This window comes from Stenotrophomonas sp. STEN022 (assembly GCF_056760155.1).
This window is the reverse complement of record NZ_JBRREG010000005.1, coordinates 25,492-48,609: the sequence shown is the minus strand read 5'-3', so window position 1 is coordinate 48,609 and position 23,118 is coordinate 25,492. Positions and strand designations below refer to the sequence as shown.

Here is a 23,118-nt window from a genome sequence, read left to right as displayed (position 1 = left end):
GCACTTCACGGCTCCGTTAGGAACAGAGCGCCCCCCCGCCTTCACTAGGGGGAACCGTCGCAGGCACCTCAGCTGAGAATCTCGCGTCCAGAATGAGGCCAACACTTTGGGCCGAATCCATTCCAGCACGCGGCACCTTATCTCTCATGAAGCCCAAGGGCGACCTCAAGCATCAATTTCACGCAAATGTCAACCCCGTCAAGGGTTGACCCGGCAAGTTTTCAACTCGGCCCGCATCAGACTTTCTCATACCGGGAAGCACATCGCTTCCCGGACTAACACAGAGGAAATTCTGAAATGCAGCTCAAGTCCACTTCTCCGTCCAACGCTTCGCCCGCGACTTTCCGTGAAGCGCGCCGCGCGACCGCATTGCCGCCCGACGAAAACCCTCAGGAACTCCTCGAGCGCCTCAAGGCGTTCCTGCACACTTCGCCGCTCGGCTTGTATGAGAACAACCGTGCTATTCGATTGCCCGAGGTCCTGCACTTGCTGGGCATTGGCAAGAGCACTTGGTACGAACGCCTGAATAGCAATTCCCCCAACTACGACCCGACCGCTCCGAAGCCGTTCAAGCTGGGCACCAGCGTCCGTTCGCCGTCCGTCTGGTGGCACTCGGAGATCCAGGCCTACCTTTCCATGCGTGCTTCCATCACTCGCAACGCTGCGAATGAGGTCCGCGCATGAGCACTTCTAATAACAATGCACTGCTGGGTAACAAGTCCTCTCTGGAGAAGCTGAAGTTTTTCCTCGAGGAGGAGGTCAAGAACAGCAAGAACCAGAAGGTCATCGACTTCGCTGAGGCCTATCCCGTTATCGAGCAGCATCTTATCGCCAGCATCCCGCAAAAGCTGATGTTGGAGAAGTTCAACGCGGCGTACGGCCATAAGGTGCATGCCCCTCAGTTCCGCAAGATGCTGGAAGCGGAGCGCGCGCGGCGCGATGAGAACGGCGAAGTGATCGCGTGCTCGCTGTGCGGCGCGTCGTCTCGGTGGATCAAGGAAGAAGCTACCACCGCAGACGCTGCCCCTTCCGTCACCAACGGCTAACTACGTCTACTCAACCTCCTCGGCCCCGGCTTAGAGCCGGGCGCCACCTTCTGGATCAATAGAAAATGAGCACCACGATCGATTTCCCGTTCCACAAGCTGCCGAACCTACGTGAACTGCCACTTCCGATCTTTCAGTCGGCAACAGAGGAGGCCACTCGACTCCTCATGACCCCGCCCAAGATGGCCATCTACAGTGCGCTCGCAGTTTGCGCTGGAGCAGTTCAGATGCTGATTGATGTTGAGAAGCCTGCCGGCGGTGTGGTCGGAACGAATCTTTACGTTCTTCAGGAAGGTAAATCCGGTGAGCGTAAGACGACTGTTGACAACTGCTTCACTCGCTCCATCCGCACTTTCGAAAAGTCCAGGAAGGGTGCGCACGACGCCGCTTATGCGCTTCACTCAGCCAAGTCGAGTGTTTGGAGGGCAAAGAATCGCGCACTTCTGAAACTGTTGGATAAGGCCGAGGAACTCGGCGATGACACGACCACGATCGAGGAGAGACTAGTTACGCACTCGCTTGCAGCACCAGTGAAGCCGCCAAAGATCAAACTGATCTTTGACGATACCAGCATGCAAGCGCTGAAGAATGGTTTGGATCAGTTCCGTAGCGCCATGATCCTGAGCAGTGACAGCAAGAAGCTGCTCAACAACCTGCTGATCGCCAATGATGCGGACTTCAACAAGTTCTGGAGCTGTGAGGACGTTGCAGTAGATCGCGTATCCGGACCGAGCTACACCATCGACGATGCACGCCTGAGTGCTTCGTTGATGATACAGACCGAAGCGCTGGCCCGAATCATGCGCGGCAAGGGAGCAGAGGCGATGGAGTCAGGACTGTTTGCCCGCTTCATCTTCAGTCACGACCGAAGCACCCAGGGTGAGCGAATCATTGACATCACCGAGGACCGCACGCCAGCTATCGATGCTTTCAACGCGAGGGCTGCGGAATTCCTTGTTCAGGTTGAGGCCGCCGTTCTGAACGACGGGTTCAAGCGCAGCACGTTGAAGTTCTCCAAGGAGGCTGCTCTGGCATGGACCTTGTACTTCAATGAGGTGGAGACGAACATCAAGGCCGGGGGACGCTACGAGAACGCGGGTGATCACGCCTCGAAACTCGCTGATAACGTGGCCCGCGTCGCGAGTGTGCTGCACGCCTTCGAGGGCTACGCAGGTGACATCGGAATGGCTGCAACGCTGAGTGCGATCACCATCTGCCACGAAGCGTCCAAGGACTACCAGGAGCACGTTCTTCCGAAGGACCAGAAGGAACTGGATGCCCTGAAATTGTATGACTGGCTTAACAGTAATGTGCGTAGCCCCCGAGGCCAAAGGATCAAACGCTACGTGGACTTGAAGGTGATCAGCAACCTCATGAACTATTGCCCGCTTAAGTTCCGAGGAAAGCATCTGCATGAGCTTCTCGGGGTCCTCGAAGCGAAAGGCTATCTGACCATCCATCACGGGACGCACGGCCGCGGCGGCACGGCGGCAACCATCGAGTTCCGGACCACCGACCATACGTGCCATCGCCCCTAGTTAGCGGCATTCCTCCCACAACCCGCTAAACCTGCTAAACCTTTAGCAGGTTTAGCGGCTTTTATCGCCCCCACCATCTAAAAGTGACATCCGGCCGGCGACGGGGCGCATCCCTGCTCGCTGTCCGATGTACCTCCCCTTCTGACCATCCGTCATTCGACGGATGGCGGCCGGTCCCAAATGACGCTCTGGTAGCTTATCGACGCCCCGGTCGTAGTTGCTCCGATGATCAACTCGTGCAGCCTGCCCGGCTGCCGCCAGCGCCTGATTCTGGGAGTCTGCGATCCGTTCTCTGAGCAGACGAAGATCCTCCCCCATTTCCTGTGGTGTTCGACCGCCGCGCTCCTTACGACACCCTCCCCGTTCCGGGTTCTTACTGTTGTACCGGCGGAAGAACTGCTCCGGTGGACGCGGAACACCATCAGGCTTTCGAGCCGAGAACATCAGGTGCATATGGGGATTTCGCACCCCTGCCAAGGTGGACAGCGGGTCATGGATTGCAAGCTGTCGAGGTAGCCCTGGCGCAATGATCTCCGCCAACTCTCTTGCCAATCGTCTATTTTGCTCGTTGGTCAGCTCCTGGGGCAGTGCAATGATCGCCTCGATGTACGCGGCTCCGTTCTCACGCTCGTAACTGTCCGCCGCCTTCCATAGCCGGATTGGTTCACTCTCGGCCCAATCTGGCATGTTGTCGTAATCCACAGATACCAGGTCGTTCCTGCTCTGCCATTTCCCTTGTCGCGCGTCGTACCGCGAATGCTCTGCAGCCGTTCCTTTCTTTCCCGTGCTGAACTTTGCAAAGTAGGTCGCCATCTCCCCTCCTGTTGTTGTGGAGAAAAAAGGGCCGAGGACATATGTCCTCGACCCTGAATTGGTTTCCCTTGGTGGCGAATCTTCACCTACCACTGAGAAACGTTATATGCGCTTACTCATTCCCCCCTCCCTTCTATTGCATCTAGTGCATGTCGTTGGCTGAGGGGTGTGTAGGTACTGGTAGCCGGCTTCTCTCATACCTTATGCACCTAGGAGTAAGAAACTACTCATCATGCTCCGAGCATCAGTTGAATCAATAGGCTGCACTGACAGGCTTAGCTTCAGTCAACTTCCCGTTTTGAAGAACGTAGCTCACATTCTTCTCCACCGATGGACAGCAGGTGGCATCGTCAGGTCCCTGTACCAGGGTCTTGATCGCAACCGCTCCTTCTTGGACCGTGAAACCCTGAACGCCCTCACCGTACCCAGACACCGGCAGTGAGTCGGCATATGCCAATGCAGCGCCCTCTCTTACAAAGACAGCCAGATGCGTGGCGTAGGCGTTACCACCATTGGTCGCCTCCAGTACGAACAACACGGCCTTATCGCTGACACCGTCACCATTGAGGTCACCTTCAGCGAACTTCCTCGCTTCAAGGTTCTCATCCGCCTGATCGAAGATGAAAGCCTGCCGAGCCAGTGCTTCATTGATAACGCTCTCATCCGAGGCAGCTACTGAGGGCTCTGCTGCGATCTGGGGCTCTGCCTGCGCAGGTGCGCAGCTGACCGCCTCCGCCTGTGCCGCCGTCAAACCCGCCGGCACTTCGCATCCGGCTAGGTTGATATCACCGGCCTGGGTGAGAGCCGCTTCCTTCTTGCAACCTACAAGCGCCAGTACGGCCAACATGGCTCCCACCAACATACCTACCTTCTTCATACCCTCTCCTGGAGTCGTTTTGGGAAAAAACCAACCACGCGCATGGAGCGGGCGTGCTTGTGCACGCCCGCTATCTTCCTTCACTACCGCATCAGTTCCTCTTGTCTGATCCGTCACAGACCCAACAGTCCGGATCCAGACCGCGAGCGATCTTGTCAGCCCGAATGCTCTCCTGCTCCGCCTGATATCTCGCTTCGCGCTGGGCCGGCGTCAGCAGGCGTACTGCGTTGTATCGCTTCTCCGCCTCTGTAAGCAGAACTTCCTGCTTGGGCGTCAGAGTGAAATCATCACTTCCCGAAATCGAACGATGGAGCGCCCACATTTCCGGCTCCGTCAGGTATTCCGTGCCGTCTTGCAGATAGTGGGTCTGTGAGACCAGCTTTCCGCCCTCGTACAGGCCTCGCTCTGAGATTGCTCCGTTCTCTTCCCAGTAGGCCTCCCACAGCCCTACAGGCACGCTGCCTTTGAAGTTGGCCTTTACCTTGACCTGGCCGTTGAGGTAGTAGCTGACCGCCTCTCCTTCCAGACCATTGTTCACAGCCGTCGCCTGGTAGGAGAGTTGCCCAGGCTTTTCGGCGAAGTAGATCTTGATCGGCCCTTCCACGCGGCCGTTCTGCATTGTCAGGATGACGCCGGGACTGCCCGTCTTCGTATGGAACACTGTCTCCCCATCCAGACCACCGTCGGTCCGCTTGCCTTCGTAGGCGACGACCTGTGACTGCGGATAGCGGCAGGTGTACTGGCCACCTACCAACCCTTCTTCCACCTCCACATCGCAGACATAGTTCAAGTTGCCCAGCAGTGCGGTCATGCTGGTGGACTGATTGGTGTTCAGGTTCTGAAGGATGGTCCTCAGAGAGCCCAGGAGCGGTTCGAGCTGCTTGTGCGGTACACCGGTGATTTGCCCGTCGAATGGCTCGTTGGAGCCAGATTCGTAGATCTTGCCGTTACTCAGCTCTGCATTGCGCCAGTCCAGGACTGGCTTGCTGCATCCACCAAGAAGAAGGGCAGCCAGCATGGCTGCAACGTAGTTGATACTTTTCATGGAATTCCTTGTCTGTATGTTTGGGCGGCCGGCATTCGGTCGTCAGAGGCAACGAGCGATACTGTCGGCGGCCTACTTCGTGGGCAGGACGTCAGGCGCTATCAGGGGTTCCGACACTGGCCCGCTGCCACGAACAGCTGCTCGGCGAAGTCGGACGGTGGGTAGCCCTGTCTGTTGATAGCCAGCAGCCCCTGTTCCCCGTAGTGTTCCTGCAGCTTGTCGATGGCGCATTTGCAGTTGGACTTCGGTGCGCCGCTGCTCATGCAGTTGTCTATGAACTGGCCACGGACCTTGTCCAGCTCGCTGGTACAAGCGCACAGCGCCAGCGGAATGAGAGCAACGGTGAGCATCTTTCGGACTGTTGATCCCATGCTTATCGCCTCTTTACCAGGACGAGCAGGGCAAAGATCACCACGATCCAGACCACACCGCCGATCAGCTTTCCGAATGACGGGAAGACCACTACGGGCCAGACCAGGCCCTGCCCGAGGTTGTAGAAGAACCCCTTGTAGGCATAGCGCCCCCAGATATCGAAACATATGGCCGCGATCAGCACGGTCACGCCGTATAGGCCTAGCAGGTACTTCATGTCATTCCCCTGTTGGTTGAGATCAGTTGGTTTCTTGCAAGTAGTGGCTGACGGCTCTGAACAGCCGTCGCAGGTCATCGGCGTTGGGAACACTCAATGTGATGAAGGGCTCGCCATGGATCCGGATGTGCGCACCGTGAGCGGTGATCTCCGTTAGGCAGCCCAGTAACCGGATCTCGGCCTGCTCGAACTTGGCCTTGCACCGAATCTGGGTTTCGGTGATCAGTACGCCCTCCCTGGCACCGCCGAACACGGTGTCGTCGATGAGCACGACAACGTCTTGGGCACGCAGCCTCTCCCCGTAGCTGTCCAGAGCGCCCAGGAGCTTCTTCCTGGGGATGTGCGGAGCCACGAACACGCGTTCGAAGGGCTCATTGCTGAACTCGAGCCCTTGCAGTGCTTCTCGGAGTGAGCGGAGCGGTGGAGGCTCTGCGGCCTTGGCTCGCTCCGTCCGCGGGCCTGGGTCAGGAGACCCGGCGGACGCTTGGCTACGGTCGAAGCGTTCGCGCTGGTCTGGATCTTTGAGGACCGCATAGGCCTTGTTAACGGCCTGCATCTTGGCGGTCGCCCATGCCACGGACGCCTCGTCTCCCGCGGCGTAGCGGTCAGGGTGGTACTGGCTTCGCCGGCCCTTGTAGGCCAGTTCTATTTCCCAGAGGGGCGCCTCGGGGCGTACCCCGAGGACTTCGTAGTGGTTTTCATCCGCCATCAGGCCCTCTCCTGAGGATGAGCCATCGATGTGCCTCCATTCGTTGTGCCAGCTATATCCATGGCCATAGCTCTCCCACTTCTTCCTTCCTCAACATGACCGCTCGATTCCCCCACAACGCAGTAGCGAACACAGAGCTAAGAGTTCAAGGCTTGCAATAAACTTACGTGATACGTAGAGTCTACCCGGGGCGTAGATCATCCGTCATCCTGTTGGTATGACTACATCGGTCACCTCCTGCTAATGGCCGGCCCTGCCCTCAAACCCCGAGGCGTAGTGGCTGCGCGCCTGCGCCAAGCCCGACTGCTTCGAGGGCTTAGCCAACGCGAAGTCGGAGTTCGAATGGGACTTGATAAGGACACTGCCTCGGCACGCATAAGCCGCTACGAGAGCGAGTCCATGGCCATAAGCTTGGAATCACTATTTTCGTTGGCTGACGCTCTTCAAGTGCCGGCCGCGTATTTGCTGGCGTCATCGGCAGCTATGGCAGACGCGATCCTTTTGATAGGTGATGAAAGCGAAGTACAGCAGGCTCGTCTCGCTCAGGCCTTAGCCGCTCTTGCTAGCCTTCCAGCACCACGCCGGAAGGCACTACTCGAAGAGATCTTGAGTAAGCCGGGCATCTAGCCCTTCTTCTAGTTTCAGGGCCTTCACCAAGTATCGGCCTGCCATTCGCCGTAGACGTTCCGCAGCCTCTCTAGCCCGCGCCTTCATGCGCCAGTTTCCGTCGGTAGCTGAGCGCTCTACCTCCCGGGCCTGTCGGTCTAAATCAGCTGCTTTGGCACGAGCCATTGCCGCCCTGGTCGATGACCAGGACGTCTCCGTTTCCTTCATGCTGTTCTCCTAAGTATCCGGGCCTTAGATCTGCCCGAGCTGAGCCATCGAGGTCCCTTGGCTTGCCGACACCACAAGGTGGTCGACGACCCTCACCTCCACCATCGCCAATACTTCCTCCAACCGCTTGGTGATGGCTCGATCCGCCGCTGACGGCTCGCAATGCCCGCTAGGGTGGTTGTGAGCCAGTAGGACCGCTGCTGCGTTCAGGGCCAAGGCACGTTGGACGACAATCCGCGGATGGATCTCAGCACCATCTATGGAACCCGAGAACAGCCGTTCTACGGCGATCAGGCGGTTACGGGCATCGAGGAACGCCACCTCGAAGTGCTCGCGGATTTCATTGCCTAGACGCAGACGGAAGAACCTGCCGGCAACATCGGGATCTCCCAATAGCAGACCACTGACCATTGCTCTGCTCTCTAGGATTTCCAATGCCTGAGAGAGGACGAAGCTGTCACGTTCGTTCAAACCGTCAGGTAGCTTTTCCAGGCGCTGCTTCTGCGGAGAGATGTTCATGCGGCCTCCCCTAACAGTTCCTTCCAAGCCTTCTGCTTTAGCAATGCCCCCTGGCCGAACCAAGCAGCATCCAAGCGGTTCTCCGCACTCTGCGCCCGCCGATGATGGTCCACGAACTCGGTGATACTGTTGAGGAGACCGAAGGCGGTGCCCTTGCTGGTCTTCAAGCTAGCTCCTCTCCCCTGCCCGTCGTACAGCGCCCGCACCTTGGCTACAGCCTGCTCATTCACGACTGCCTTCCCATTCTGAGCAGCCGGATACGTGAGCAAATTCCGTAGCACCCCATCGACCGAATCAGGGTTCACAGGTGTCTCACAGAGGATTCGGATCCGCTCCACGAAGCCATGCCAGCCCTCAACAGCAATACCCAACTGGCTTTTGACCCTGTCAGCATCGAAGGTACTGCGATGCGGGACCTTGATGGCTCCGGTTCGATCCCCAACAGCGATCTGCAGGGTGTTGTTGCAAACCACACGAACTGAGGTGAACTGGGCGGTGGTAGCCAGCGTTCCGTCACAGGCTGTAGCCAGAAGAAGATAGCCGTTGACCTGATCTTGGCCCTTCAGGGCCACACCCTGTCCAGTGCGTGCCAATGCCCAGAACTTCCGCCCTCCACGAAGCACGCCTGCCGTCTCCAGCTCAAAGCCGCTGTACCGCGTCAGGTCGCGGTAGAATTCAAGGATCTCCCTCGGCTGAACTACTTGATAACGCTTGGACACGACGGCTAGCGGTCGCTTGGTGTCAGAGCGATAGAGCACCTTCTGCCCGGGGAACGCCCGAACGGGATACTGATCCTCAGCCTCGGCGACAAATCGAACCTCGGCTTCCTCCAAGGACCAGTTCATGCCGGCACGCTCGCGCCATACTTCAATGGACTGGCCAGGAGCCAACTGGCTTCCGATGCCATGCCATGGGACTTGGCCTGCATAGGCCATGGTTTCAACTTGATGCATCTGGGTCTCCTTTCATAGACGGCATAACGCACAAGGCCCGGGCAATGCCGGGCCTTGTGGGTCTATCTGGGTTGTTGGCTTAGTCGTAGGAATCCCGGCCGAACTGGTCGGGGCGTGTGAACGAACAACGGGCTACGGCCGACAAGATGGCCGCAGCCACGATGAAGACGCAGTAGAGGAACTCGGATTTATCCTTCATGCCTAGTACTCGAAGCGATACGCCGATGCGCGGCGCAAACGCAAAGCAGGAGGATCCTGCTTCACCGTAGTACTAAGGGTCTGAAATTAGTTCCAATCAAAAGGTGTACCGCGATACGACCCGACAGCTATGCTGACATGTAATGACCCACCGATTCCTGTGCAGGTCGTGCGGCTAATGTATCGGCATTGTCCGCATCCGGGTGCCATGCTCAACACCTGCTAGGAGCGCTGCTGGTTGTAGAGGGCGATCCACCCGCAATCACCCACAGGCCGTGAGTCTGGTTTCGAAGCGGAGCGGGAGGATGCCATTGACTCCGTTCGTCGCACCTTCTGAATACCTGCAGGCTCCTGGACGGCAAATATCCACTTTGCGCTCCATCCCGCCTTACGGCCCTCCACGACCGGCCTGGGCATCCTCTTCAAGAAATCGAATTCATCACCGAGGAGAGCACGCGCCAACCTGACGAGTCGTAACGCAGGACGGCAGTGTGTCGCGACGCGCATGCGCTGCCACACCAGAATCCAAACGTCACCTCGTAATCCCCATCCGGACGTCGGGTCGGGATGCCCACGGACAGGTTCATCGTCGCCCCTACACGCACACCCTCCAACTGCGGCTCCCACGCCGAGCCGGGATGGAGCTCGATGCCCAGTGAAGCCAGTGCTTGTATCGATTCCGAAGACAATTCGATCGGGCCGGCCTCGTTGGGTGCACTGATCTGCACGTACAACGGCATTGGATTGCCTGCCGCGTAACGGCCTGAACGCATTTGGTCGCGTATGACCGCGCGCATGACCCCCTGCAGGTCGGGCGGCGGATTTCGTGCGGCGTCTATCAGTCCCTGTTGCTTGTCGCGCACCGCCTGCAGCGCAGGCGTCGCATCCCCCTTTGCCGTGCAATCAAGGGCGGGAAGCTCCCGTACGCAGACCTCACCTGAGGATTCGCTGACGGTAACCACGTAGCGGTGCAGATCGGTCGACGCGCCTCGTTCGATCACTATCTTCCACTCATTGGTCGACGGATCGAAATCCGGCCCATCGATGGCCGAATCAGCGCGCCCATACTTCGCGTCCAGCACGACACCCGCCTCCTGCATCGCCTGCGTTACGTCCAGCAATGGAGGCCTGACCTGCCCATCGGCACCCCACGTGCAGATTGCGGCTAGCGCCAATGATCCTGCAAGCACCGACTTCTTCATCATCTGGCCTCTACCTGGAATGGAACCGCGATACTCCCCTGCACGTGGACTCCTGTCCAGCCGCCTCCTTGCGGCGGCATCGCGCGTCCCTCCCAGACCGTTTCGTGAACCGGAAGCGCGAAGACGCCCCCGGTAGGAATGATCGGCACCATCAGGACAACACTGCAGCGAGGCGGCCAATCACACCGATGCCACAGACGCCCTGGCAGCGATGTTCAACCCCGGGATGCGACCACGCCGACGTGTCACCAACCCGCCATGTTAATTCGGAGCAAGCAGCGCAATGGCTATGGTGCTCTACTGGAGCCGTGCGGGACTTGGTTGACAGGGGGCATTTGCGCGAGGCTGATCACGGTCATCGTCGAGAGATCGAAGTCTCATCGTGCAAGCGATTTCAGCGCGAATACATTTCGATTCGAGAGTTGGGTGACTTGCTCGGTTGGTCACATAGTCGTATGGTTTATGCGCTAGAAGCTTTGCTGCTTCAGCCGCAACTCTTGCGGCTGAAGCAGCGCGCAGGGTGGTTTGTTCGACGCTCTGGCTTGCCTGCTATGGGGTGCTGATGGAACTATTGCCCACTGGGGCTTAGGCGTTGGTTCAACTCGAGGTGCGCGGGATCTGGTCGAAGAGAGAGGTCTCATAGGACGTGCCCCTCGTAGGTGCTCCAATCTACACGGTGCGTTTGCTGCGCTGATGGTGCACCCGCAACCATGTCCCGCGGCAATCTATCTCTCTAGACTTGTAAGTCCACTACCAGCGACACCTCGGTACACTAGGTAGATCAAGAGGGCTCCTGGCGGGGCGAGAGTCAACTGATCGTGCCCGGGTAACTTCACTTAACGCGATGCTTGGCCAGCGAAGCAGCATTGAGCAACGAGCACGTCGACTACATGTTGTACGAACTGGCTCGCGCAGCCATCCTCAAACGAGTTGCTGAGGTTTGCCGCGACCTGCGCAAAGCGGAAGAGCAAAGCGAAGTTGCGAGGGGGGCTGAACTAAGGACGGAGAGGGTCGCTCTGTGGCAAGAGCTTTATGAACTACCGGCTCACAAACCAAGGACTTGCGCGTCAGTTGTCCGGAAGTACTCCGCCAGCATGGTAGCGGCTCAGGGCGTCTTGCGCGATCTCAACAAACTACGTACCTCGTAGCAGCCATTAACGATAGGTCATCGATCGCCCGGCAGTAGCGCGCCCTCTAGGCGCCTGTCGGCTTCTGCACCTGGAGTGAAGTTGTCCAGGTCGTGCGACTGCCGGCTTGCCGCTCCTGCCTCCAAATTATGATATCGTGTTAACATGAAAACATCCCCTCGGCCGGGCCCTATGAGCGCAAGACCAAGACAGCGTGCTACGACCACGGGCACCCTTGTCGGAACGCGCTTTCAAGCGACTTTGTTGGAGGCTATCGACAGCTGGCGTAAGGAGCAGGAGGACCTACCAACCAGGCCAGAAGCTGTAAGGCGATTGGTTGAGCTAGGGATGACTCATGACATTGCTCCCACTGCAGTTGGATCGGGGCGCCGCGTCAAGCAGAACTCGGATGAGAATAAATGAAAGGTACGGTGCCGTAGTCGCTATCAAGTCGGCAACGACGACTGAGGCGCCGGACAATCCTTAGGCGGCGCAAATACAGAACATGTTGGAGATTTCGGTGGCATCTAAGGCAGCGAATCATGGCGGCGATCTTGTAAAGAGAATATGGAGCCTTTGTCACACCCTTCGTGGCGATGGTGTCAGCTATCACGAATATATATCTGAGCTAACCTACCTGCTCTTTCTAAAGATCGCTGAGGAGACAGGCAGAGAATCCGCGTTGCCCGAGGGGTATCGATGGCGGAATCTTGCAGAGTACGCCGGCGGCGATATCCTTACCTTTTATCGCGACATGCTGACATTCCTAGGGGGGCATGCGTCCAGTAAAGTTGTGCGCGAGATATATGCCTTTCCGACGACCGTGTTCTCACATGCAGAGAACCTTGCCGCGGTTGTGAAAGGTATCAACAAGCTCGACTGGCATACCGTAACTGCAGACGGCATGGGTGACATCTATGAGGGGCTACTTTCCCGCAATTCGCAGGATGCTCGCTCAGGCGCGGGACAATACTTTACTCCACGAGCCTTGGTCGATTGCATGGTACGCTTGGTTCGGCCCAAGGCCTCCGATGTAATTCAAGATCCTTCGTGTGGGAGCGGCGGGTTCCTGATTGCCGCAAGTCAGTACATTGCGCAGGTAAAACGTAAGGCTACGTCCAAGGGTTCGCCAATCTTCGAAGGGGTGGAGATTGAGAAGTCGACCTATCGAATCTGTCAGATGAACTCATTCCTCCATGGGCTGAACGCAACGATTCTTCTGGGGGATGCACTCACAACTGATGCGTCGGAACTTTTGCCTGCGGATGTGGTTTTGGCGAATCCGCCGTTCGGAAATAAGGTTGGCAGTGCGAGGAAGATGCGAGACGATCTGCCTTTCAAGACTGCAAACAAGCAACTGGCCTTCCTTCAGCACATCTGGCTAGGGCTCAAAGACGGTGGGCGTGCAGCTGTGGTGGTTCCCGATAATGTGCTGTTTGAGGATGGCGTCGCACGTCAGATCCGAACTCAACTTATGGAAGTTTGCGATCTACACACAATCTTGCGATTACCAAATGGGATCTTCTACAGTCAAGGCGTAAATACGAATGTGCTCTTCTTTACGCGTCGAGACGACAGTGCCGAGAACTCACAGTCGATCTGGTTCTACGATATGAGGAGTTCGATGCCGCGATTCGGGAAAACGCGGCCGCTATTACAAGAGCACTTCGTCGAGTTTGAAGAGCTTTACGGAGAAGATGCGTACGGTAGAGCCCCGCGTCGCCAACAGGGTAAGGCAGGGAGGTGGCGTCGCTTCAGCCGGCGCGACATCCAAGACCGTGATGACGATCTGAATGTCTTCTGGCTTGGGCAATCCGCTGAGGTCTCAGATCTGATACAGGCGAGCCCGCAGGAGATCGCTTCGACGATCATGTTCCACCTTCAAGCAGCTATGGCAGAAATTGAGCTCCTATCCGACGAACTGGTGCCGGAGGAGGACCAGTGAAGAATGTGCCTAAGGGATGGGCAAGAACGACGATTGGCGAGATCGCTGAGCTTGTAAACGGGCGTGCGTTCAAAACTAGTGAGTGGACCTCTGATGGACTTCCGATAGTTCGCATTCAGAACCTCAACCGCCAGGATGCTCCGTTCAATCGGTACTCGGGCCCGGTGGCTGAGAAGCACATGGTGCGTGCTGGGGATCTCCTCTTCGCGTGGTCGGGCACTCCAGGTACATCATTCGGTGCTCACGTATGGCGTGGTCCAGACGCAGTCCTAAACCAGCACATCTTCAATGTTCGAATAGACAACAATCTCGCAGATCGGGAGTTTCTTCGCTTCCTCATCAACCACTCGCTGGATGAGCAGATCGAAAAGGCACATGGCGGCGCAGGGCTGCAGCATGTTACTAAGTCGGCATTCGAGGCGACAGAGATTTCACTTCCGCCCCTTCAGCATCAGAGACGCATAGTTCGCCGCCTCAAGACGAACGAAGAGAAACTTGAGCGAGCGATCTCGCATCTGGAGGCCGTAGTGGAGGCTGCAGACGCTGGTCGAATGCAATTGCTTGAATCTGCGTACGATCTTTCGATGCGGCCGCAGTTTGCGAAAGATGCTGTCGATGTCGCGGTCGGCGATATTGCGTCAGATATCTCGTATGGCTCGTCCGCAAAATCTAAGAAGATCGGAGATGTGCCGGTGCTTCGGATGGGAAACATTCAAGACGGAGAGCTCGATTGGACGGACTTAGTCTATACGTCTGATCAAGCTGAAATTGCTAAGTACGCACTAAGCGAGGGAGACCTCCTTTTCAATCGTACGAACAGTCCGCAGCTTGTGGGAAAGACCGCTGTCTTCCATGGGCAACGATCGGCTATATACGCAGGTTACTTGATACGTGTTCGTTGCTCGGAGGCGGTTGTCCCTGATTACCTTGCCCATTGTCTGAACAGCCCGTCGGGAAGAGACTACTGCCAACAGGTGAAAAGTGACGGCGTAAGTCAATCAAACATCAATGCGAAGAAGTTGGCCGCGTTTCGCTTCCGTTGTCCTAGCACGTCCGTGCAGGCCGAAGTAGTTCGCTTGGTAGCGACCTCACTACGAAGGCTCCGGAAGATTACTGAGCAAGCTAATGCTTCGATGGATCGCGTGCGAACTCTCCACCGCCGGCTCATAGACCAGGCTCTCGCCGGCGAGATGGTCGCAGTAGATGGATCGGATGAAATCGCTGAGCTACAAGTCGAGCAGCTCATTGCCGCCAAGAACAGTCGCAAGTCCGAAGAAGCAAATAGAATTGCAACGGGAACTATCGCTATGGATAAGTCTGTAGAGCAAATCCTTAAGCAAGCCAACGGGTGGATATCTTCGCAGGATGCCGCGCGACAGTATGGGATCGGCTTTGGCACAGAGACAGAGCAGATTGAGCCCTTCTACGCCGAACTACGCGATCTAGCCGCTGCGGGTAGGCTTCTTAGGGAGCCCATCAAGGATGGGAGTGGAATGAAGGTTGGTGATCGACTCTGCCTCAAGGATTAGGCCGCCATGCGCATCGACAAACTGAGAATAGGTTCAAGCGATCCAAGTCCTTCTCATCGTTTTAAGAACTTAAAGGATGTGACGATTGATTTTGATCAAGACGAATGGGTAACCGTCGTAATCGGTTGGAATGGTACGGGCAAGTCGAATGTGCTCGAAGCGCTTGCCATCATTTTCCGTGAGCTGATCGGTAGTGGAAAGCGCCGCCAGCCATCCATCGATTTCGCCTTCGGCCTGAGCTATCGGATTGGCCACGGAAAGGCTCAGAAGCGAATCGTTATCGAGCACGATCCCGACAAGAAGGAGTCATTCGACTTCTCGGTTGAGCAGCCAAAGGCGGCAAACCCCGATGCGCGGGCGGCCCATAAGGTTCGCCTAGCCGCATTTCTTAGGGATGAGTCCAATCTCCCCCGCTATGTTTTCAGCTACTACTCTGGCGAAAGCTCTCGGATGCGCGAGGTCTTCTCGCCTTACACTCAGTGGTACGACGAGCAACTTAGGAAAGGTAAGGACCCAGGATTAAAGCGGCTCTTCTACGCACTACCTGTCCATAGCCAGTTCGTTCTCCTGGCCTTCATGATTGGGAGAACGGACAAGGATGTCTCTGAACTCCTAAGGGATCACCTAGGCCTTAACCCTGACGAGGGTCTCGAATCTGTCCTCTTTGTTCTAAGAAGGCCGCCTTGGAAGCCTCATCCAGACGGTGATGCAAGGTTTTGGGGTGCGCGCGGAATCGTTAGCAATTTCTTGAGTCGCCTCTGGGATGTCGCTCTTGCGCCGATCGACGTAGAACGATGGGTTCCTACGTCGCTGTGGAACAAGGAGACGCTCGATTTCAAATACCTCTACATCAAGGATATCGACGCGCTTAGACAGCTCGTAGGAAAGCAGGCGCCAGCTCACTTCTTTCGGGATCTTGAGAGTACATATGTTTCTCAGCTCGTTGAAGAGGTCCGTATCAAGGTGCGGCTAAAGAAGAACGACGCAGCTGTTACTTTCAGGGAGTTGAGCGAAGGCGAGCAGCAGTTGCTCACGGTCCTGGGGCTTCTAAGATTCACAAGCGAGGAGGAGAGCCTCTTTCTGTTAGACGAGCCAGATACGCACCTCAATCCAAAGTGGAGTGTTGACTATTTAACTTTCCTGAGGGGGTTCGTAGGAAGCGCGAAAGCAAAATCAGAAAGTAGTCACGTGATCATGACTACTCACAATCCGCTCGCGATCGCAGAGCTAGAGCGGGGGCAGGTCCAGATTCTCCAATCGAAGCAGGGGGAAGTTGGAAGGAGGATTGTCTCCTGTCACCCGGAAATGGCGCCGAGGGGTATGGGCTATGCGGCAATCGTCACGAGTGAGATGTTCGGGATTGCCTCTACCTTAGATCGTCCTACGCAGGTCGATCTTGAGAAGCAGCGACTTTTATCTTCGAAAGAAAAGCTATCAAAACGAGAGCAGTCTGAACTTGATAGCGTGAACGGTAGACTCGATGCCCTAGGGTTCCGTTTCGTCCATCCTGATGATGAATACACAAGGTACCTGCGCCATCGTCGTGAGGCACTCCAGGAGATATACAGAATCCGGGATATGAACGCGCTCGCGGAACATGCGACCGACATGAGCCTGAAGGAGCGCGAAGAACTATCGAAGCGGATTATTGGTGTGCTGATGCAGAGCAAAGAGGGGGCGGGGGATGCGCTACGTCGACGTTAGTTCGCTGAGCCTACCTGACGGTTGGGATGAAAGCGCGCTGGCCGCGACCAAGGCCGTCTTGAGGGGTCAGGCAACGATCGCAGAATACGAGGACATTTGGCGCGATCTAAAGACGCGGCTCGCCAAGGTGCTGTTTGATAAGTGCTGGTTTTGCGAGACACCCATTACTCGCTCTGACAATGCTGTCGATCACTTTCGTCCCAAAGGCAAGGTTTCAGACGCAGCTCGTGCGCACGTGGGGTATCGCTGGCTGGCGTTTTCATACATCAACTTTCGATACGCGTGTACGTTCTGCAACAGCCGCCGCATAGATGTTGAAGGAGGAACTCAGGGCGGAAAAGCCGACAGGTTCCCGCTCGTCAATGAGCCTGCGCGCGTATACGAAGTCAATGTCGAAACGCTAAATTTCTCTCAGATTAGAAAGACCGTTCGGGGTGAGAAACCAGCGATTCTGGATCCATGCGACGTGCTTGACTGGTCTCTTCTCGGATGCAAGCGGGAGAACGGTCAGCCATGCGCAGCCATCGACGATGCTGGGGCGAAATCTCGCGTAGCAACATCTATAGATGTTTACCACCTCAATCACGAGCCTACCTGCAAGCAGCGGCATCGCACGGCGCTACAGCTTCTCCAACTCGTCGCTGACGCGAAAGACAAGTACGACGCCATTGCGCCGGGTGATGCAGTTCTAGAGGACGACTTTGCCGATGCCTTAGAGAGGGTTGTCAGGATGATCAAGCGCGACGCGCCATATAGCGGCGAGATGATCTACCTGCTAAAGGGGCAGCGCGACTCAGGTCAGCCATGGATACAACACATCATCGATGCTTGCTAGGATTGATCCCTCGCCCGCGCCATTACCGCCGGACTTGAAATCGGCGCGTGCGCACGCTGCACCCCAGTAGATGAACATGTCATCGATGGCACGCGCTTGGCGCCCAACTTATGTTGTCAAGCGACGTCCCCCCGGCCTGAGTAGAGGTCGGGTTTAGAGTCCGGTTTTGATCTTATCTGTCTTCGCCACCAGCTGCGCGGCGTACTGGGCAGGTGTCATCCCGCCGAGTGCTCTTTTTGGCCTTTCTTCGTTGTAGTCACGTCGCCAGCTTTCGATGCTGGTACGGGCATGGAGCAATGTTGGGAACTAGTGCTCGTTGAGGCATTCATCGCGTAGCCGGCCGTTGAACGACTCAACATAGGCGTTCTGATTCGGTTTCCCTGGCTCGATCAAGCGCAGGGCGATTTCCTTGTCGTGAGCCCAGGCAACCATGGCTTTTCCGCAAAATTCCTTTCCATTGTCCGTCCTGATAACTCGAGGTAGGCCGCGCTGAACTGCCAGCCTGTCCAGCACTCTGGATACTCCTTGGCCAGATATGGCTCGCGCCACTTCGATGGCAACTGCCTCATGGGTCGCATCGTCGACGATGGTCAGACACTTGATCACCCGACCCTCAGCAGTTCGATCAAATACGAAGTCCATCGACCACACTTCATTTGCAGCGGACGGCCGTATCAGCGGCTGGCGCTCACCTACTGGCACCTTCTTGCGCTTCCTACGACGCACCTGCAGGCCGGCTTCCTTGTACAGGCGCTCCACCCGCTTGTAGTTCACAACAAGCCCTTGCTGCCGCAGCTTCAGATGGATCATGCCCACACCGTAGCGTTTGTGCCGTTGCGCCAAAGCGGCGATCTGCTCACGAAGCTCGGCGTTGTTGTCGGGTCTGGGCACATATCGCAACGCGCTGGCGCTCATGTGCGCTACCGCCAGCGCTCGTCGTTCGCTCAACCCCTTCTCAACCATGCTCCGCACCAGCAGCCTGCGCACTGGTGCGGTCACCACTTTTTTCGCAAGGCGTCCTTGATCACGTCGTTCTCGAATACCTGCTCAGCCAGTAGCTTCTTCAGGCGCGTGTTCTCCGCTTCCAGGTCCTTCAGTCGCTTGGCATCTGGCACGCTCATACCGCCGAACTTGCTGCGCCACAGGTAGTACGAGGCCTCGCTGAAGCCGTGCCGGCGGCAAAGATCCTTGATGGGCATGCCTGCTTCAGCCTCACGCAGGAAGCCAATGATCTGTTCTTCGGTAAAGCGCTTCTTCACGTCCAATCTCCTTGTCATTGAGGATTGGACTCCAAGCCGTTGTGCTACTCAATCTTGGGGGGACGTCGACAGAGCCATACGTTTTGATCCCCGACTTCAGAAGGACACCCTGCGCGACAGCAGCCGCGCAGGGCAATCTAAGACACTAAGCGGTGAATCAACCAACCAACTTCAGAAGGGGCTGGCCTTTTCGCTTCAACTTATCTAGGTAGTCCGCCCACGCTTGCATCATCTTCCTGCGCTCAGGCAAGTGTTCCGCTCGATTGTAGGCCGCCTTGATGGGATTCCTTTCAGAGTGGGCAAGCTGCCTTTCGATCGCATCTGATGTCCATCCCATCTCATGAAGCAAGGTGGAAGCCATGCTTCGAAAGCCGTGTCCCGTCATATCGTCCGTCCCGTAGCCAAGGCGACGAAGGGCTGCATTGACGGTGTTCTCACTCATTGGATCCCTTGAACTTCGAACGGACGGAAACACGTAGCGTCCATTTCCCGTGACCGGTCGTAGTTCCTCAAGTACTGCAACTGCCTGCTTGGATAACGGAACAACGTGAGCTACCCCCATCTTCATTTTCGCTCCAGGGATGTTCCATTGCTTCGCAGCAAGATCGAACTCCTCCCATTCCGCCTTACGCAGCTCCCCCGGACGAGTGAAGACCAGGGGAGCAAAGCGGAGCGCACATTGCGTGACAAGTTGCCCCGTGTACCCATCAATGGCCCGCATCAGCTCACCGACCTTCGCTGGATCGGTTATTGAAGCGTAGTGCCTATTCTTCGCCGTCTTCAAAGCACCACGAAGAGCACTGGTCGGGTCGCGATCTAACCTTCCAGTGGCCACGGCGTAGCGAAATACCTGCCCACAGATTTGGCGAAGGCGCTGCGTGGACTCGATCTTCTCCTGAGCCTCCAACCTACGCAGGACCGCCAACACCTCAGCGGTAGTGATCTCATGGATCTGCCGCTTACCTAGCCAAGGGAAAGCGTAGGTTTCCAGCATCCAAGCTGCCTTCTCCCGCGTTGACTGCGCCAAGTCCCCACGGGACTCAAGCCATTCCACGGCTATCGTCTGGAAGCGGGTATCTACTGACAACTTTGACGTGAGCTTGCTCAATTGCTTGTGCTCGGAAGGATCGCGTCCAGCACGAAGCTTCGCCCTAGCCTCATCACGGGCCAAACCGGCCTCCTTCAATGACACTTCGGGATACACCCCGATCGACAGCAACTTCTCCTTGCCATCCCAGCGGTACTTCATTCGCCAGTATCTGGCTCCGTTGGGCATCACGTGCAGGTAAAGGCCTGCCCCTGCCGCCAGCTTGTAGGGCTTGTCCTTGGCCTTCGCATTTCGCGCGGCCATATCTGTCAATTGCTTAGCACCCATTGGGGGTACATCCTCCTTGCTGAACTCTATTTTTCGAAATGTACCCCCACTTGTACCCCCAAAGCTCTTGGATGTACGTGGACAAGCTCGGACCAAAGCGCACAAAAAAGCCCGCATTTCTGCGGGCTTAGTATGAATTCTGGACTTACTTGGACGCCACGGGATCAGGCGATGGTGCCGCTTATCCGAATCGAACGGATGACCTACTGTTTACAAGACAGTTGCTCTACCAACTGAGCTAAAGCGGCAAGGCGTGTTACGTGCTGCGGTTGCGCGATGGTAGCGCTGCAACCTGGGGAAAGCCCAGTCGAGACCGGCGCTTCCCGATCCCCGCCGTGGCGGGGCGCGCCATTCTACCGCAGACGCGCGCAATCCAACGACTGTTGTTGGGCGGCAGCTGCACGCTGCTTCAAACTGGCCGGGGTGGCTGCGCCGGCGGTGGCTGCGTCCACCCACCAGCTGGGGGCAATTTCAGTGCCGCTGGCGGCCAGTTTGGCCGGGAAGCCGGCTGCGGTCAGGGTGGCCAGGCGGCGCTCGGCGCCTTCTCGGTGGCGGTACTGCCCCAGGGCGACGGCGTTGGCCTCCTCGCCCTGGGAGACGATGAAGTAATCGCTGAAGCCGGCCTCGACGATGCGCTTGGCGGTGGCCTGGGCTTCCTCACGCGAGGCAGCCGGGGCAATCAGTACGCGGTAGCTGCTGGCGGCCTTGCCGGGCACTTCGCGCAAACGCGGGCGTGCGGCATCAGCACCCAGCGCGGCCATTGCCGCCTGCGCCTGCGCCTGCGTGGCAAAAGGACCAAGGCTGGCGCATTGCACGACGGCTGGCGGCCTGGTCTCGGCTGGCCTGGTCTCGGCTGGCCTGGTCTCGGCTGGCCTGATCTCGGACGGTTTGGCTTCGCCGGGTTTGGCTGCGCCCGCTGCAGTGCCAGCTGACGGCAGCGCTGCCGGCTTGGCTTCCGTAGCTGCAGCCACCGCAGGCGCCGCGTTGAGCGGTGCAGCATCCACTGCCGCTGCAACCGGGGTTTCAGCAGCAGCCGGGGCTGCTGGACCGACATTCCCGGGCGCCGGCGACGGAAGCACTTCCAGGCTGGCGACGCCGGGCTCGGCAGGCGCCGCGACGGCAACCGGCTCAGCACGCGGCACCATCCACCACAGCGCGACGCCAACATTGAGGATGGCCAGCAGGACGATAAGGAGACGGGTCAGCATGCGGTGATCCTACCGGGCACACGCGCCGTGGTGAACTGCCCAGCGCGCCAGACCATCCAGCACCAGTGCCGGCCGGTAGTCGGCGTCAGGCAGCAACGGCAGCAACGGCAATGCGCCGCCGCCATGCACTACAAGTGCCGGCTCGCTGCCAAGCAACAGCTGCGCCTGGCGCAGGCTGCGTTCGACCAGTGCCACCGCAGCGCCATCGCAGCCGGAGGCCAGCGCGTCGGCGGTGTCGTTGGCGAACTCGGCATAGTCGCCGCCAGTGGCGGGCAACTGCACAGCGCGCGCATGCAGGGCTTCGCGCATCACCGTTGGCGAGGCACCGATGCGGCCGCCACGATGTAGGCCATCAGCATCGATCAGGTCGATGGTAAGAGCGGTGCCGACGCCGACCACCAGCACCGATTTCTGCGCTGGTGCCACTGCCAGCAAGCCGAGGAAACGATCCACGCCGAACTTCTCCGGGCGTGCATAGGCCACGGTTACACCCGCACACTGCGGCAGGGTTTTTGCCACCTGCACCGTGGTGAAGCGGGCCTGCAGAATCTGCATGACTTCTTCGGTCAACGCTGCCGAGGCAACGCTGGCCACCCAGGCGGTGTCGCCTTGCGGCAGGGCTTCCAACGCACTGGCGGTGATCGCCTCGGCGCCATGCGCCCAGGCCTGCACGCTGCCGGCGCGATTGCCGTGCAGCGGCGCAAATTTGAAACGCGAATTGCCCAGATCAAACAACCAATCGCTCATGCCGCCCTCACGCTGACTTCGCCGGCATGGAAACAGGTTTCCCGCCCATCAATATTCACCCGCAATGCGCCGTCCTCGGCCAGCCCGCAGGCCACGCCATCGTGCAGCACGCCGGCTTCTTCTACTCGCACCGCGCGGCCCTGGAGTACATCCATGGTGGCGTAGCGTGGCAGGAACGGGGCCAGGCCGCGCTGCTCGAATTGTTCCAGGGCGGGCAGCAGGGACCCCAGCAAAGCCACGACCACGGCATTACGCGACACCTCGGCACCGGCCAGCGTATCCAGGTCGGTCCACGGCTGGCTGATGTCGGCAGCGCTGGCCTGCGGCATGCGTACGTTCAAACCCAGCCCGATCACCGCCCGTGCCGGCCCGGCAAATTCGCCGCCGCCCTCCACCAGCAGGCCGCCGAGCTTGTGCCCGTCCACGACCACGTCGTTGGGCCACTTCAAGCCGGCGTCGCGGAAGCCCAGCCCGTGCAGGGCTTCGACCACGGCCACGCCAACCGCCAGGCTCAGCCCGCCCATCCGCGACAGGCCGCCGCCAAAGCCGCGCGACAGTGACAGATAGACATGCGCGGCCAGCGGCGAGGCCCAATGGCGACCACGGCGACCGCGACCACCGGTCTGGCGCTCGGCCAGCAGCGCCGCCGTTCCGCGCTCAGGCGCGCTGCGTTGCAGCAATTCCGTGTTGGTTGAGCTCAATGTCCAGCCTATTTCCAGCTCGGACAATAGCGGCAATACCGCCGCCGGCAGGCCGGTGCGGATCTGTGCCGGGTCCAGCAACTCCACCGGCTGGGCCAGCCGATAACCGTCGCCAGCGCGACCCTCGATCATCACGCCAGCGGCGCGAAGCCCTTGAATACGCTTCCAGACGGCCGCCCGGGTCAGCCCAAGCTCACGCGCCAGCGTATCGCCGGACAACGCTCCGGCCCCCAGCTTGGCCAGCAATTGGCGGTCATCCACAGCAGCTTCCTCACAACAGACCGGGAAATTATGCGGCAAGCCCCGGAGGCCGCCCAGCGCCGCTCCACTTTCCCGGAGAAAAAGCAGGCTAGAATCGGGAATTA

The 23,118-nt window shown here is 58.1% G+C and carries 21 protein-coding genes, 1 tRNA gene and 1 pseudogene; 8 read left to right on the top strand and 15 right to left on the bottom strand.

The window, feature by feature from the left end; genetic code table 11:
- The first annotated feature begins 297 nt into the window (after positions 1 to 297).
- From ACVOMF_RS02455 to ACVOMF_RS02445, 3 genes are all read left to right on the top strand, one after another.
- A complete protein-coding gene (locus ACVOMF_RS02455) occupies positions 298 to 684 on the top strand; it encodes a helix-turn-helix transcriptional regulator (RefSeq protein ID WP_481507850.1) in 387 nt (128 codons plus the stop codon).
- Positions 681 to 1,046, top strand: coding sequence for a hypothetical protein (locus ACVOMF_RS02450; RefSeq protein WP_481507849.1), 366 nt, complete (start codon positions 681 to 683; stop codon positions 1,044 to 1,046). The genes ACVOMF_RS02455 and ACVOMF_RS02450 overlap by 4 nt, the downstream gene beginning before the upstream one ends.
- Positions 1,047 to 1,111: 65 nt before the next feature.
- On the top strand, positions 1,112 to 2,584 hold the full coding sequence (locus tag ACVOMF_RS02445; RefSeq protein ID WP_481507848.1) for a YfjI family protein: 1,473 nt from the start codon (positions 1,112 to 1,114) through the stop codon (positions 2,582 to 2,584).
- Between the two features lie 51 nt (positions 2,585 to 2,635).
- Here the strand turns inward: ACVOMF_RS02445 and ACVOMF_RS02440 are convergent, their stop codons facing one another.
- The 6 genes from ACVOMF_RS02440 to ACVOMF_RS02415 all read right to left on the bottom strand — a co-directional run bounded on the left by ACVOMF_RS02440 (position 2,636) and on the right by ACVOMF_RS02415 (position 6,617).
- Positions 2,636 to 3,397: a MobA/MobL family protein gene (locus ACVOMF_RS02440; RefSeq protein WP_481507847.1), complete on the bottom strand. Its 762-nt coding sequence runs from the start codon at positions 3,395 to 3,397 to the stop codon at positions 2,636 to 2,638.
- 253 nt (positions 3,398 to 3,650) lie between these two features.
- A complete protein-coding gene (locus tag ACVOMF_RS02435; RefSeq protein ID WP_481507846.1) occupies positions 3,651 to 4,274 on the bottom strand; it encodes a hypothetical protein in 624 nt (207 codons plus the stop codon).
- A 91-nt stretch (positions 4,275 to 4,365) separates the two neighbouring features.
- Positions 4,366 to 5,319, bottom strand: a complete 954-nt coding sequence (locus ACVOMF_RS02430; RefSeq protein WP_481507845.1) for a toxin-antitoxin system YwqK family antitoxin — start codon at positions 5,317 to 5,319, stop codon at positions 4,366 to 4,368.
- A 101-nt stretch (positions 5,320 to 5,420) separates the two neighbouring features.
- Positions 5,421 to 5,669, bottom strand: coding sequence for a hypothetical protein (locus ACVOMF_RS02425; protein ID WP_481507844.1), 249 nt, complete (start codon positions 5,667 to 5,669; stop codon positions 5,421 to 5,423).
- A gap of 23 nt (positions 5,670 to 5,692) precedes the next feature.
- Positions 5,693 to 5,908 carry a hypothetical protein gene (locus ACVOMF_RS02420; RefSeq protein WP_481507843.1) on the bottom strand — a complete coding sequence of 72 codons (216 nt, stop codon included), beginning with the start codon at positions 5,906 to 5,908 and terminating at the stop codon, positions 5,693 to 5,695.
- Between the two features lie 22 nt (positions 5,909 to 5,930).
- Complete coding sequence (locus ACVOMF_RS02415; protein WP_481507842.1) at positions 5,931 to 6,617, bottom strand: J domain-containing protein; 687 nt, start codon at positions 6,615 to 6,617, stop codon at positions 5,931 to 5,933.
- A 243-nt stretch (positions 6,618 to 6,860) separates the two neighbouring features.
- Here ACVOMF_RS02415 and ACVOMF_RS02410 point away from each other — a divergent pair, with 243 nt between their 5' ends.
- The gene (locus tag ACVOMF_RS02410) at positions 6,861 to 7,244 is read left to right on the top strand and encodes a helix-turn-helix domain-containing protein (RefSeq protein ID WP_481507841.1); all 384 of its coding nucleotides are present in this window, start codon (positions 6,861 to 6,863) and stop codon (positions 7,242 to 7,244) included.
- A gap of 231 nt (positions 7,245 to 7,475) precedes the next feature.
- Here ACVOMF_RS02410 and ACVOMF_RS02405 read toward each other — a convergent pair whose 3' ends face one another.
- The 3 genes from ACVOMF_RS02405 to ACVOMF_RS02395 all read right to left on the bottom strand — a co-directional run bounded on the left by ACVOMF_RS02405 (position 7,476) and on the right by ACVOMF_RS02395 (position 10,326).
- Entirely contained in the window at positions 7,476 to 7,970 is a 495-nt protein-coding gene (locus tag ACVOMF_RS02405; RefSeq protein WP_481507840.1) for a JAB domain-containing protein, read from the bottom strand.
- Entirely contained in the window at positions 7,967 to 8,923 is a 957-nt protein-coding gene (locus ACVOMF_RS02400) for a DUF932 domain-containing protein (protein WP_481507839.1), read from the bottom strand. Before ACVOMF_RS02400 ends, ACVOMF_RS02405 begins: the two co-directional genes overlap by 4 nt.
- A gap of 620 nt (positions 8,924 to 9,543) precedes the next feature.
- Positions 9,544 to 10,326, bottom strand: a complete 783-nt coding sequence (locus tag ACVOMF_RS02395) for a hypothetical protein (protein ID WP_481507838.1) — start codon at positions 10,324 to 10,326, stop codon at positions 9,544 to 9,546.
- 1,629 nt (positions 10,327 to 11,955) lie between these two features.
- Between ACVOMF_RS02395 and ACVOMF_RS02390 the strand changes: the two genes are divergently transcribed.
- From ACVOMF_RS02390 to ACVOMF_RS02375, 4 genes are read left to right on the top strand one after another with little or no spacing between them, the layout of a single operon-like run.
- Positions 11,956 to 13,395, top strand: a complete 1,440-nt coding sequence (locus ACVOMF_RS02390; RefSeq protein WP_481507837.1) for a class I SAM-dependent DNA methyltransferase — start codon at positions 11,956 to 11,958, stop codon at positions 13,393 to 13,395.
- Positions 13,392 to 14,924, top strand: coding sequence for a restriction endonuclease subunit S (locus ACVOMF_RS02385; protein ID WP_481507836.1), 1,533 nt, complete (start codon positions 13,392 to 13,394; stop codon positions 14,922 to 14,924). Before ACVOMF_RS02390 ends, ACVOMF_RS02385 begins: the two co-directional genes overlap by 4 nt.
- 6 nt (positions 14,925 to 14,930) lie before the next feature.
- Positions 14,931 to 16,628: an AAA family ATPase gene (locus ACVOMF_RS02380; RefSeq protein WP_481507835.1), complete on the top strand. Its 1,698-nt coding sequence runs from the start codon at positions 14,931 to 14,933 to the stop codon at positions 16,626 to 16,628.
- Positions 16,609 to 17,463 (top strand): hypothetical protein, encoded by an 855-nt coding sequence (locus ACVOMF_RS02375; protein ID WP_481507834.1) that lies wholly within the window; start codon positions 16,609 to 16,611, stop codon positions 17,461 to 17,463. Before ACVOMF_RS02380 ends, ACVOMF_RS02375 begins: the two co-directional genes overlap by 20 nt.
- Before the next feature lie 153 nt (positions 17,464 to 17,616).
- Here ACVOMF_RS02375 and ACVOMF_RS02370 read toward each other — a convergent pair.
- The 6 genes and pseudogenes from ACVOMF_RS02370 to birA all read right to left on the bottom strand — a co-directional run bounded on the left by ACVOMF_RS02370 (position 17,617) and on the right by birA (position 23,014).
- A pseudogene (locus ACVOMF_RS02370) lies at positions 17,617 to 18,722 on the bottom strand (IS3 family transposase).
- 157 nt (positions 18,723 to 18,879) lie between these two features.
- Complete coding sequence (locus ACVOMF_RS02365) at positions 18,880 to 20,097, bottom strand: tyrosine-type recombinase/integrase (RefSeq protein WP_481507833.1); 1,218 nt, start codon at positions 20,095 to 20,097, stop codon at positions 18,880 to 18,882.
- 172 nt (positions 20,098 to 20,269) lie between these two features.
- A tRNA-Thr gene (locus tag ACVOMF_RS02360) sits at positions 20,270 to 20,345 on the bottom strand.
- A 105-nt stretch (positions 20,346 to 20,450) separates the two neighbouring features.
- A complete protein-coding gene (locus ACVOMF_RS02355) occupies positions 20,451 to 21,305 on the bottom strand; it encodes an SPOR domain-containing protein (protein ID WP_481507832.1) in 855 nt (284 codons plus the stop codon).
- A gap of 9 nt (positions 21,306 to 21,314) precedes the next feature.
- On the bottom strand, positions 21,315 to 22,052 hold the full coding sequence (locus tag ACVOMF_RS02350) for a type III pantothenate kinase (protein WP_481507831.1): 738 nt from the start codon (positions 22,050 to 22,052) through the stop codon (positions 21,315 to 21,317).
- Positions 22,049 to 23,014: a bifunctional biotin--[acetyl-CoA-carboxylase] ligase/biotin operon repressor BirA gene (gene birA, locus ACVOMF_RS02345; protein WP_481507830.1), complete on the bottom strand. Its 966-nt coding sequence runs from the start codon at positions 23,012 to 23,014 to the stop codon at positions 22,049 to 22,051. Before birA ends, ACVOMF_RS02350 begins: the two co-directional genes overlap by 4 nt.
- Positions 23,015 to 23,118: the final 104 nt, after the last annotated feature.